The organism is Agrobacterium sp. K11 (assembly GCF_059429395.1).
The window spans coordinates 1-13,010 of the sequence record NZ_JCAHRB010000006.1; the positions used below are offsets into that span (position 1 = coordinate 1).

General features: G+C 60.6%; 8 protein-coding genes. 3 read left to right on the forward strand and 5 right to left on the reverse strand.

All coding sequences use genetic code 11. From position 1 onward, the window contains the following. Window positions 1-4,118: apolipoprotein A-IV repeat region-like domain-containing protein (locus tag AC5SEO_RS13385; protein ID WP_495363885.1), on the forward strand; the 4,118-nt coding region annotated here is incomplete at its 5' end. Between the two features lie 104 nt (window positions 4,119-4,222). Here the strand turns inward: AC5SEO_RS13385 and AC5SEO_RS13390 are convergent. Continuing rightward, on the reverse strand, window positions 4,223-5,140 hold the full coding sequence (locus tag AC5SEO_RS13390) for a PhzF family phenazine biosynthesis protein (protein ID WP_035251764.1): 918 nt from the start codon (window positions 5,138-5,140) through the stop codon (window positions 4,223-4,225). Between the two features lie 306 nt (window positions 5,141-5,446). On the opposite strand from AC5SEO_RS13390, the gene AC5SEO_RS13395 reads away from it, so the two are divergent. Both AC5SEO_RS13395 and AC5SEO_RS13400 read left to right on the forward strand, forming a co-directional pair. Beyond that, on the forward strand, window positions 5,447-6,220 hold the full coding sequence (locus tag AC5SEO_RS13395; protein WP_003512774.1) for an NAD kinase: 774 nt from the start codon (window positions 5,447-5,449) through the stop codon (window positions 6,218-6,220). A gap of 20 nt (window positions 6,221-6,240) precedes the next feature. Beyond that, on the forward strand, window positions 6,241-6,741 hold the full coding sequence (locus tag AC5SEO_RS13400) for a hypothetical protein (RefSeq protein ID WP_174068309.1): 501 nt from the start codon (window positions 6,241-6,243) through the stop codon (window positions 6,739-6,741). Window positions 6,742-6,821: 80 nt separating this feature from the next. Here AC5SEO_RS13400 and AC5SEO_RS13405 read toward each other — a convergent pair whose 3' ends face one another. The 4 genes from AC5SEO_RS13405 to AC5SEO_RS13420 form a co-directional block, all read right to left on the reverse strand. Beyond that, window positions 6,822-7,292 (reverse strand): cysteine hydrolase family protein, encoded by a 471-nt coding sequence (locus tag AC5SEO_RS13405; protein ID WP_174068308.1) that lies wholly within the window; start codon window positions 7,290-7,292, stop codon window positions 6,822-6,824. 73 nt (window positions 7,293-7,365) lie between these two features. After that, a protein-coding gene (prfB, locus tag AC5SEO_RS13410; protein ID WP_097102382.1) for a peptide chain release factor 2 occupies window positions 7,366-8,497 on the reverse strand; the annotation gives its coding sequence in 2 pieces (ribosomal slippage) (window positions 7,366-8,427 and window positions 8,429-8,497; 1,131 coding nt in all). Window positions 8,498-8,595: 98 nt separating this feature from the next. After that, a complete protein-coding gene (locus tag AC5SEO_RS13415) occupies window positions 8,596-11,040 on the reverse strand; it encodes a penicillin-binding protein 1A (RefSeq protein WP_174068307.1) in 2,445 nt (814 codons plus the stop codon). A 325-nt stretch (window positions 11,041-11,365) separates the two neighbouring features. Further along, a complete protein-coding gene (locus tag AC5SEO_RS13420; protein ID WP_313595612.1) occupies window positions 11,366-12,637 on the reverse strand; it encodes an N-acetylmuramoyl-L-alanine amidase in 1,272 nt (423 codons plus the stop codon). Between the last annotated feature and the right edge of the window lie 373 nt (window positions 12,638-13,010).

Genomic DNA, 13,010 nt, shown 5'->3' on the forward strand with positions numbered 1-13,010 from the left:
CGTTTTCCGGCGCCGAGGAAAAAATTACCGAAGCGCTCGATACCCGCACCGCCGTCCTTGGCGAATTGGTGGCCGGTGCCGAGACCCGTATCGCGGAAACGCTCGATGGCCGCACGGCAGCGCTTAACGCCGTCGTCTCCGGCGTTGAAGAACGCATTGCGGATGCACTCGACAGCCGCACCATGGCATTTGACATGGCGTTTTCCGGCGCCGAGGAAAAAATTACCGAAGCGCTCGATACCCGCACCGCCGTTCTTGGCGAATTGGTGGCCGGTGCCGAGACCCGCATTGCCAGCGCACTCGACAGCCGCACGGCTTCGCTCAAAAATGTCGTATCCGGCGCGGAAGAGCGGATCACGGACGTGCTCGACAGCCGCACCATGGCGCTCGACCTGAGCTTCTCCGGTGTCGAGGAAAAGATCGCCGACATCCTCGACGGACGCACTGCTGCGCTTCACTCGGCGGTTTCCGGGGTCGAAGATCGTATTGCCGATGCCCTGGACAGCCGCACTGCCGCCCTTTCCGGCATTGTCTCCAGTGCGGAAGAACGCATCGCGGACGCGATCGACAGCCGCACCATGGCGCTCGACATGACGATTTCCGGCGTTGAGGAGCGTATCTCCGAGGCGATGGATGCCAGAACCGCATCACTGTCGCTCGCGGCCGCAGGCGTCGGCCAGCGACTGGAATCGACGGCTTTCACGCTTGAAAACGCACTCGCCAGCGGCCACGAGCGGCTGGAGACCATGCTCGGTTCGCAGGCCGAACGCATTGCCGGCTCGCTTGAGCGCAATAGCGGCCTGATCGAGCAGAGCGTCTCCGGCGCGGCCAGCCGCATCGAAAGCGTCGTGGAAGACGGCAGCAGCCGTTTTGCGCAGACGGTGGAAGAAGGCGTCTCCCGCCTCGAAAACAACCTCTCGCAATCGCATGAAGACATCCGTACCGCGCTCGAGCAGCGCCAGGCGGATATCGCCGCGACGTTGAGCTCAGCCACGACCCAGATGGGCGACATGCTCTCCGACCAGGCGATGATGATCGGCACCACCGTTGCATCCAGCGCCAGCATGCTCGAACTCTCGCTCGAAACCCAGCAGGAGACGTTGCAGAAGGCCATAGACGGCAGTGCAGCCACGCTGGAACAGCGTCTTCGCAACAGCGCCGGCGATATTGCCGTCAAGATCGGTGAGGCCGCCCGCGAAATTGGCGGTGCGACCGATGCTCTCTCCTCGCGGATCGAAACCTCGATCGGAAGCGTCACGGGCAGGCTCGACGAGACCGGCACCCGCATCGAGACTTCGCTCGGAGCGCTGCAGGAGCGTGTGTCGAGCGATCTCGGCAACGTCAACACGTCGATCGAGGATGCCGGACGTCGCTTTGCCGACGCGCTGGAAGACAAGACAGCCGCCTTCGCCCGCACCAGCGACGATGCTGCTCAACGTATCACCGGCATTCTGGACGAGCAGACGATACGGGTTGCCGACACCTTCGAAAGCCGCACCAGCCGTCTGGCAGAAACCTTCGATGCCGGTTCGGCCCGCATCGATGAACGCCTCGGCACCATGGACCGCGCGCTGACGATCGGCCTCGAAAACGTCAACCGCACCATCGAAGGCAAGGCGAGCGAACTCGCGGTCGGCCTGCGTGGGGCGGTCATTTCCGCCACCCAGAGCATCGACGAAGAAGCCGTTCGTTCCACTGCCCTGCTTGCGAAAACCGGCTCGGAATTCGCCGAACAGGTGCAGGCGCAGAATGACGCCTTCACCAAGGCGATCGAAGAACGCTCCGGCGAGATCGTCAACCGCATCTCGGATGCACAGACGCGCCTGTCCGGCCAGGCGGCAGCCGTCGCCCAGACCTTCTCCGAGGCGGGCAACATCATCGTCAACAAGGTTGCCGAGGCCGAAGCGGTCGTGCGCTCGCAGGTGGGCGTCATTTCCGAGACCCTGACCGGTGTCGAATCCGCTCTCGATGCGCGCGGCGAATCCATCCGCTCGGCGCTGGACAACCGCACTCGCGAACTCAACTCGATGCTGGCCAGCCGTTCTGCTGAACTGTCGCGCCTGATCGAAGAGAAGGCAAAGCCTGTCGTCGACGAATACGCCACCATCGGTCGCGAAGCCGCAGAAAAGATCGTCTCCGCCGCCCAGCAGAGCGCCGAACTTCTGTCGCAGAGCAACAGCGGCATGGTCGGCATGGTTGAACAGGCGATCAGCGATTATGCCAATGCCGGAAGCGAGGCAGCAAGCAAGCTTGTCGCGGCAACCCGCCAGAGCACGGACATGCTGTCGCAGACGCATACGGCCATGGCCGACGCCGTCGAAGAAGGTATCGACAAATACACCCGCACGGGAAGCGATGTGGCAAACAAGCTTGTCGCCGCCACGCGCCAGAGCACGGATATGCTGACGCAGACCCATAACAGCATGGCCGAAATCGTCGAAAAGTCGGCAAACAACTTCAACTCTGCGGTTGAGCGCGCCGCGCAGGAATTCGGCACGGCCGACGAAGCGTTGAACGCATCGGCCACCCGCTTCTCCGAATCCGCCTCGCAGGCCGCCGACATGGTGTCCAGCTCCAGCCGTCTGCTCGAAGGAAAGATCGATCGTCTGTCGAATATTTCCGGCCAGACACTGGCGCAGGTTGCCGGCATCGTCGGACGTTTCGAGGAACATTCGAAGGTTCTGAGCCAGGCGTCCGAACTGCTCAATGCCGCGCAGTCGAGCCTTGTCGGTACGCTGGAAGAGCGTCAGGATGCACTTCGCAGCCTGTCTGTCGGACTAGTCAAGCGTTCCGAGGAAATCGAAACCGCCATGCGCGGCGTCGTCAGCGTGGTGGAAACCACGCTCAACGAGGCCGAGGAGCGTTCGCAGAACGTCGCCGGCAACCTGCGTGACAATCTGCAGGCATCCTTCTCCGATATCGGCCGTTCGCTCGACGAGACGGAACAGCGCGCCCGCTCGGCAGCACAGACCATGCGGGGCGCCCTGCTCGCCGCTGGTCAGGATGCCAGCCGTTCGATCGAGAGCACGCTTTCCGACGCGCAGAAATATTCCGACGAGCTGGTCAACCGCCTGCGTGGCGGTGTCGAATCCTCGCTTTCGGAAGTCGACAACCTGCTCGGCAGTGCCTCGGAAAAATCCAATGCCGCCGCCGCCAACCTCAAGGAAACGCTGCGTCAGGCAGTTGAGGAAGCTGTCAGCCGTTTTGCCGGCGCGACGGACGAAATCCGCCGCTCCAGCCACGATATCCGCCGCGAGCTGGATGCTACCCGTGCCGAACTGAAGCGCGGCGCGTTCGACCTGCCGGAAGAGGCCAAGGAAAGCGCCGCAGCGATGCGCCGCGCCGTTTCCGAGCAGATCAAGGCCCTGCAGGATATTTCCCAGCTTGTCGGTCGCTCGACCCAACAGATGGAAGTTTCCGAACCCGTCGCCCGCGCCATTGCAGCGACCCAGCCTGCCGCTGAACGCCGTGTCGAAGCGCGTCCGCAGCCGGCAGCAGCCACGCCGGCACAGCCACCACGCCCGGCTCAGCCGCAGCCGGCAGCCGCACCCGCCTTGCGTGGCACCCTGCCGCTTGAGAACCGCCAGGTCGAAAACCGTCAGGCGCCTGCCCCGTCCCAGGCGGCTGCGGCGCCTGCCGCACGCCGCGAAGAAGGCGGTGGCTGGATCAGCGATCTTCTGCGCGGTGCCTCGCAGGAATCGGCCGCCGCTTCCGCACCCCGCGCAAGCGGCGATCAGCAGCCGACCCGTGCTGCCGATACCCGCAATCCGCGTCACATGGTGGAATCGCTGAACTCGCTGTCCGTCGACATCGCCCGCGCGATCGACCACGATGCGTCGGTGGAACTGTGGCGCCGGTACCAGCGCGGCGAACGTGACGTCTTCACCCGTCGCCTCTATACGCTTAAGGGCCAGACGACGTTTGACGAGATCAAGCGCAAATACGAGCGGGAGGCCGAATTCCGCACCGCCGTGGACCGCTACATCACCGATTTCGAAAAGCTGCTCGCTGATGTCGCCCGCACGGACCGTGACCGGACAGTCACCCAGTCCTACCTCACCTCCGATACCGGCAAGGTCTACACGATGCTTGCCCATGCGGCGGGTCGGTTCAACTGATCTCTGGTTAAGACCAGAAACAATAAAACCCCGGTCATGGCCGGGGTTTTTCGTTTTGGTCGGCAGGTAGCTTTTCGACTGTAGTTCAGTCGCTCACGTTGAAATCAGATCTCGAACGTACCCGATGCTACACGGACCGCGTGGCCACCGATGCGGGCGCGGGCGATTTCGTTGTCCTTGATGTCCATGCGCAGATGGATGTGGGAAGGACGTTCCATCTCCACGCCCTGCTCTATCAAGAGCGGATAGTGACCGTCTGTCAGGCCGTCGAAATGATGGATTGCGCCAGAAAGGGCGGCGGCGGCGGAACCGGTGGCGGGGTCTTCCGAAATCCCCATTTCCGGGGAAAACATGCGGGCATGGAACTTTGCTGCGTGATTGACGCCGCCGCGACAGTAGATATAGGCCGCCGTCAGGCGCCCCTCCACCAGCGGTGCGGTGCGCAGCCAGAGATTGGCGTCGAAATCCATTTCGCTGATAGCGGCAATATTGTGCAGCGGCACGAGCAGGAACGGCACACCGGCCGTCCAGATCGACGGTACGTGGTTCTCAAAGCCTAGATGGCCTTCGCTCACGCCCAGCGCATCGGCAAGTGCGGTATGATCGAGCGGCAGGGTGACGCGGGACGATTTGCGCGGGAGGTCGAATTCGGCGAAGCTGACCGCACCGGCGCGCATTTTCACCGCACAGCGGACCGGCCCCACCTTTTCCTCCAGCACACAGACCATATCGATATCGTCGTCACCTTCATTGCGATTGCGCTCGGCTATCGCGATCGCCGCGCCAACAGTCGGGTGGCCCGCGAAAGGCAACTCGCCCGAAGGCGTGAAGATACGCAGCGAAGCCGCGTGGGCCGGATTGCCCGAGCGGTTGACGAAAACGGTCTCGGAGAGGTTCATTTCTCTGGCTATCGCCTGCATCGTCACTTGGTCGAGGCCATCCGCGTCATACATGACCGCCAGCGGATTTCCCGCCATTTTGGTCTCGGTAAAGACATCGTAGATATTGTAATTCAGCACCACGCCCGTCTCCTGCCACTCGCCGTTCCGCTTGTTTCGCGCAAGTTGCCTCACGTCGCGCCGCATCGCAACCCTTGTCGAAGGCCGGAAACCAAGAAGCTGTGGACCGCACGCGGGCAAACCCGCCTGCTGCGAACGCCTGTCCGCCGGAAAGGCCTTGTCGCCTGCTGCCGTCTTCATGTACCAAGGATGCGTCTTGTGGCTTGCGATCGACCGTTTTATCGACGTTTGGAGATTGTGAGCTGCTTCAACAGGTTACAGCATCGTCCGCATATCGATTCCGGTATGCGTCGTTGCCGAGGGAAGCGAATGTCGCATTCTAACTGTTCACTATCCTTCGTGGCCTCCGCAACCGAGGAGGCGCAGAGGGCGCTGGAGGAGCTGAAAGGCGCTTACGGCAACACGCCCTTCGACGAGGCGGAAGTGATCGTGGCGCTCGGCGGCGATGGCTTCATGCTGCAAATTCTCAACGAAACGATGAATTCCGGCAAGCGGGTCTATGGCATGAACCGGGGATCGGTTGGCTTTCTGATGAACGACTACCGGGTAGACGGCCTGGTCGAGCGTATTGCGGTTGCGACCGGCAATGATTTTCATCCGCTGCGCATGACGACGACGGATTCCGACGGCGATGAATTTACGGCACTTGCCATGAACGAGGTCAGCCTGTTCCGGCAATCGCATCAGGCCGCCAAGCTTCGTGTCGAGGTGGACGGCAAGACGCGGCTTGAAGAGTTGATTTGCGACGGCATGATGGTTGCGACACCGGCAGGATCGACAGCTTATAACTTCTCAGCCCATGGACCGATCCTGCCGCTGGAATCACCGCTTCTGGCGCTCACACCCGTCAGCGCCTTCCGGCCAAGGCGTTGGCGCGGCGCACTTTTACCCAACAAGGTGACGGTCGATATTCACGTTCTGGAGCGCGACAAGCGTCCGGTGAACGCGGTCGCCGACCATACGGAGGTGAAATCCGTACGGCATGTGCGGATTGCGCAATCGCAGGACAGGACGGCCAGAATTCTCTCGGACCCGGACCGTTCATGGTCAGACCGCGTACTCGCCGAACAATTCAATAATTGACGCCAACCACTGATGATGCCATGCCCCTGAAAAAACCTCTTCTCGCCGCCCTCATTTTCGCCGCCACAGCGCTACCCGTGCGGGCGCAAACGGAGGCCATCGAAAACTTGCCGGTATCGGCGATCTTCGTTGTCAGCAGCGGCATGTGGGAAGAGCATAATCTTGAGCCGGTGAAAGGTCCTGACGGCCAGTTGCGGCCGCCGCCAGCGACGCCCACACGCGGTTATTACAAGGTGGTTGCAATCCGCCAGGGCGATGGCACCGCTAAAGTCTATCTGCAGCGCATCGCCACTACCGCAAACGGACCGAACCTTCTCGAAAACATCGAGCTGGAAGAGTTCAGCCAGATGAAGTCCTACGTCACGGATATTCGCCCCGAAAGCTCAAACGGTGCATCGGCCTCGCCCGGCCTGTTTGTGACCGTCTATCTGAAAACCGATCCGCAGATCAGGGAAGCGGAAAGCTGGTCGATCCTGATCGACGAACTCGGCGAGATGAAGATCGAAAAGGCCTCGAACTGAGGGCGAGAGAACGTCGGTTTGAACGGAATCGTTGGAGGTTCTCTACCCCTTTGATTACACGCCGTTCTACTGGAAACTGTCTACGCGTTAAGCTCATGCGGCCCGGCCAGAACCGCACCGAAATGATGTTTCCATAGTCTGGCGCCGAGTTCGCCGCTGCGATCGAGGCTGGAGCCCACCGTCAGCCATGGCAGAAGCGTGGGATGAAGCCCCGCATCAAACAGGGCAAAACCCGCAGCCAGCACGCAGGTATCGGCCTGAATGCCGCAGACCAGCACCCTGTCGAGCTTTAAAGACAGGAGGTGGTCGATAGCCGCCCTTGGCGGAGCGTAGCCGTGCTTTATGAAAATCCAGTCCGCCGCAACCAGCGAGCAGTCGTCCCTGCCCGGCTTCCAGCCGAGTTGCCGCTCGAAAGGCGTGACGCTTTCATCATGGCGCTCGACGCTGGCAACGCTTGGCATGGTGACGGCCAGGGCGGATATTTCCGCCACAAGCGCAGCCGGCGGATTGAAGCTCGGCTGAACGTCGACGATGTAAAGCGCCTGTTTCATGCATCTCCTCCAACGAAAAACCCCTCGCAATGGGTTTGCGAGGGGTGATTTTTTCAAGCGACGCTGTGGCGCGTCAGTCGATATCAGCCACTTCCACGTCTGCGCCACCGCTGATGCGGTGCGCGAGGGCCGCTTCCATGAACTGGTTCAGATCGCCATCCAGCACGTTGCCGGGTGCGGTGCTTTCCACGCCGGTGCGCAGGTCCTTGATCAACTGGTAGGGCTGCAGAACGTAGGAACGGATCTGATGGCCCCAGCCGATATCCGTCTTGGATGCGGCCTGGGCGTTTGCCGCATCTTCCCGCTTTTGCAGTTCCACCTCGTAGAGACGGGCGCGCAGCATGTCCCACGCCTTGGCGCGGTTCTTGTGCTGGGAACGCTCCTGCTGGCAGGCCACGGCAATACCGGTCGGTATGTGGGTAATACGCACGGCCGAATCGGTGGTGTTGACGTGCTGGCCGCCTGCACCGGACGAACGATAGGTATCGATGCGGCAATCGCTCTCATTGATGTCGATCTGGATCGAATCATCGACCACTGGGTAAACCCAGACGGAGGAGAACGATGTGTGGCGACGCGCATTGCTGTCATAGGGCGAGATGCGGACGAGGCGGTGTACGCCCGATTCCGTCTTCAGCCAGCCGAAAGCATTGTGGCCCTTGACGAGGATCGTCGCGGACTTGATGCCGGCCTCTTCGCCGTCGTGAACTTCCAGCACTTCAACCTTGAAGCCTTCGCGGTCGGCCCAGCGGGTATACATGCGCAGCAGCATGTTGGCCCAGTCCTGGCTTTCCGTGCCGCCGGCGCCGGAATGAACTTCGAGATAGGTATCGTTGCTATCAGCTTCACCGGAAAGCATGGCTTCCACCTGACGGCGGTTCGCCTCGCTCCTCAGCGCCTTCAGCGCATCTTCGGCGTCCTTGACGATCTCGTCGTCGCCTTCCATCTCGCCGAGTTCGATCAGCTCGACATTGTCCTTGAGCTGCTGCTCAAGCGCCTTCACGCCATTGATGCTGTCATCTAGCTGCTGGCGCTCGCGCATCAGTTTCTGCGCTTCGGTGGCATCGTTCCAGAGGGTCGGGTCCTCTGCCTTGTTATTCAACCAGTCCAGTCGTCTTATCGCCTGGTCCCAGTCAAAGATGCCTCCTCAGCAGGCTTATGGCCTGCTTGATTTCGTCGACTACGTTCACAATTTCATTGCGCATTTCGCTGGTTCTTCGCCTTCATTTAAACTGGTAGCTCAAATAGATGCGGGGGGCGAGGATGTAAAGACCCGCGCCCCCCGCCAAACATAAGACTGGTATCAATAAAGACCGCCGCCACCGCCGGTGATGGCCTGCTGGGCCTGTGGCGAGGTCTTCAGAATATCCTCCTGCGACATGCCTTCCGCGCCGATCACCGAGAAGGTATCGGCCGGGCCGGTGCCCGGCTTGAAGGCTTCCATGATCGTATCAGGTTCGCCTTCCGAAGCGGCCATGCCGGTCTTGCGGTTGACGGCGATGAACTTCATGCCTTCAGGCACGATGAACTTGCTCGGTTCCAGATGCTTGGCCGCATCGGCGATGAACTCGCCGAAGATCGGTGCCGACAGCGAACCACCGGTGCCGCCGCGCCCAAGCGGTGCGGGCGAATCGAAGCCGATATAAAGACCGGCAACCATGTCCGGCGTGTAACCGACGAACCAGGCGTCCTTTTCATCGTTGGTGGTGCCCGTCTTGCCAGCAACCGGCAGATCGACCTTGATCTTGCCCGCCGCCGTGCCGCGCTGCACGACACCTTCAAGCATGGAGGTCGTCTGGTAAGCGGTCATCGGGTCGAGAACCTGCTCGCGGTTATCAACGATGACCGGCTCATCCTGATTTTGCCAGCTGGTGGCGTTGCAGCCTTCACAGGCACGCTCCTCATGCCGGAAGATCGTCTTGCCGTAACGGTCCTGGATGCGGTCGATCAGCGTCGGCTTGATCTGCTTGCCGCCATTGGCGATCACAGAATAGGCCGAGACCATGCGCATGATGGTTGTTTCACCCGAACCGAGCGACATTGCCAGAAGCGGCGGCATCTTGTCGTAGATGCCGAAGCGTTCGGCATATTCAGCCACCAGATTCATGCCCATGTCCTGCGCCAGACGCACTGTCATGAGGTTACGGGATTTTTCGATGCCTAGACGCAGGGTCGAAGGACCAGCGGAACCCCCGCCGTAATTCTGCGGCTTCCAGACCTGGCCGCCCGAAACAACCTCGATTGGCGCGTCGAGAATGACCGAGGCCGGGGTATAGCCGTTGTCGAGTGCAGCCGCATAGATGAACGGCTTGAAGGAGGAGCCGGGCTGGCGCATCGCCTGCGTGGCGCGGTTGAATTCAGACTGCGCGTAGGAGAAGCCGCCGACCATGGCCAGAACGCGGCCAGTGTGCGGATCCATCACCATCATGCCGCCCTGCACCTTCGGGGGCTGGCGCAGACGATATTCGTTGCCGGAACCGGACAGCGGCTGTGCGTAAACGACGTCACCAACAGCCAGAACGCCAACCGGCGACTTAGCCGTCGGCTTTTTGCCTGTGGCATCGCGATAGGCCCAACGCATGTTTTCAGCGGAGATATGGCCGCGTGTGCGCTTGTCGCCATCCTCGGCATCGGGGTCGACCTGCACGCCAATATCGATACCATCGGCAGCAACGGCGAGGACAACTGCGATCTTCCATTCGGGAACGTCGCGAAGGCCCTTTACCTTGGCGAGCGCTGCAGTCCAGTCACCGGTTGTCTCGATCTTTTCGACGGGTCCGCGGAAACCGCGACGCTCGTCATATTGCACCAGACCGTCCTGAAGCGCCTTGCGCGCCTCCATCTGGATCTGCGGATCGAAAGAGGTGCGAACCGAAAGGCCGCCTTCAAGAAGCGCCTCCTCGCCGTATTTCTCGACGATCTGGCGGCGGACTTCCTCGGCGAAATAGTCAGACGCGAAGATATGCGCGCCGCCACGGCGCAGATTGACGCCAAGCGGCTGCTTCTTTGCATCCTCGGCATCGCCGACCGTGATGTAGCCGTTCTCGGCCATGCGGTCGATCACCCAGTTGCGGCGCTCCAGAGCCGCCTTCTCGCGGCGGATCGGATGGTAGTTGGCCGGGCCTTTTGGCAGCGATGCGAGATAGGCGGTTTCCGCGATCGTCAGTTCCGTGACCGATTTGTTGAAATAGGTGAGTGCCGCACCGGCGATACCGTAGGAATTCAGGCCGAAAAAGATCTCGTTGAGATAAAGCTCGAGGATCTTGTCCTTGGAATAGGTCTGCTCGATGCGGAAGGACAGAAGCGCTTCCTTGAGCTTGCGGTCGAAGGTCTGGTCGTTGGTCAGCAGGAAGTTCTTTGCCACCTGCTGGGTGATTGTGGACGCGCCGACCGGACGACGGCCGGAGCCGATATTCTGTAGGTTGACGAGAACGGCACGGCCGAGACCCCAGATGTCCACACCCGGATGGTTGTAGAAATTCTTGTCTTCCGCCGAAAGGAAGGCTGCCTTCACACGGTCCGGGATAGCCTGGATCGGCAGGAACAGGCGCTTTTCATGGGCGTATTCCGCCATGAGCGCGCCGTTGCCGGCGTGCACGCGGGTCGTCACCGGCGGCTCATAAGTGCTCAGAACTGCGTAATCCGGCAGGTCCTTCGTCACGCCGTGCAAATAAATCGCACCGGCGGCGGCGGCGCACAGGAAGAGCACGCTGGCCAAGCCGAAAAAATATCCAATCAGTCTGATCATACCAAGCTACCGATAATTCGAATCGTAACCATCAACGCCCGATGATACGGGCGCATCCTTGCATATCGCGTGCCGTTTTGCACACCATACCTTCGATGACAAGCCGGAACGACAGCATTCGCTGATATGTTACCGGGCCGACTGCCGCAATTGCGGTTCCAGCCGCAATGGCGGATCACCACAGAATCCGCTTCCGCAATAACGCGGCGAATGTGAGTAAAATAGGGCTTCACCAACCTAATCGTCCGCAAGGCCCAAGAATTGAACAGCTTTTCGGCAGCAAGGGGCACGGCGACAACGGGGCGCCGCTCGCCCGCCCGGCCCTTCAGCCGCCGTTCGCCATAGCCTTGGTGCGGTATCGTCCGACCGCAGTTGCAAGCGTATCGGCGACCTTCTTGCGCCATTCCGCATCAAGAAGCAGTTTTTCATCTTCCGGATTGGAGAGAAAGCCGAGTTCCAGCAACACCGATGGCACGTCATGGGCGCGCAGCACCATGAAACCGGCATAACGATGCGGATTGTTGATGAGGCCGACCTGTCCCTCGAAGGACGATACGATATTTTCTGCCAGCGTCACCGAAAAGGCCTGCGTTTCGCGCCGGGTGAAATCGAGAAGGATATCGGCCACCTCAGGCGGCTCGCTGGAGGCTGCCACACCGGCAATCTGGTCGGACTTGTTTTCGCGCTCGGCCAGCTCCTGCGCCCTGCGATCTGAGGCGCGGTCTGACAATGTATAGACGGTCGCGCCCCGGATGCCCTTCTGCTTCAGTGTATCGGCGTGCAATGAAATAAATAGGTTTGCATTGTTCTGCCGGGCGATCGTCACCCGTTCCGACAGAGCGAGAAACGTGTCGGAATCACGCGTCAGGAACGCCTTGATGCCGGGCTCCCGGTTCATCCGCTCCACAAGTTCCTTGGCAAAGGTCAGCGTGATGACCTTTTCCTCCGTGCCGGTTACGCCACCGGAAGCGCCGGCATCGATGCCGCCATGACCGGCATCAACAGCGATGACGAAATCCGTTTGCCGCGATGTCTTGTCGTCAGGCGTGATCGCCGCTGTCGAGACCGGCGCCGGCGCGCGCCATTGCTGCTCTTTCACCAGTTCGGCGAATTTGGCCTTGGTGGTGATCTCCGCATCCAGGACGAAACGGAACGATGTGCCGTCCTCGCCCTTCTTGGTTTCGGCAACCGCCACCTGAACCGGTTTTTTTGCCGTCAGCACGATGCGGGCGCTGTCTTGCCCCATGCTACCGAAGCGAATGTCCGAGAAAAGGCCGGTTGGCGCCAGAGCCGATGCGGGGAACGCAAAATTCACCGCCGGAAAGTCCACGACGATGCGGGCGGGCGAATCGAGATAGTGAATGTCGAATTCCGGCTCCTCGGCAAAATCGAGAACGATGCGCGTGCGCGCCTCGTCGCCGATGATGCGCGCCTGATTGGCGATGAGCGGCTCCACGGCCAAGGCCTGTGGAACGCAGGAGACGAATGCGGCGACCGAAAAGACAACCGGCAAAACAAGGGCACCCGCAAGCCGCGCGATTCGCGCGCCAAGCGGCCCTGCCCCATCGAATATCGCTACGCTGCGCGTGAAATTCATGGTCTTCAAGAAATTCCGTATTTCAGTCATTTTTCATAAATGGTGCGGCAAAGTGCCGGGAACGTCGTAATTTCGGCCACGCCGGACACGTGTTTGTGCGTTTGCGCCCCACAATCGCAGGCGTTGGTGAACCAATTGTTAACCCGGAAATTCCACCAACAATATGGCATATTTAGCCAGCCTATTGCTATTATGACAGAGAAAACATACAACAAGGATGAGGGTTAAAAGTGTTGACGGGATAGATGCCCGCCGGCTGCCAATCGAAAAAGACGCTGGCGCTGCAAAACGGGCAATCATCTGCCGTCGTTACATTTATCCTGAAACTGGATCAATTCCGGCCGTGGCCGGAGACCTACCCGGTGGCAATGCC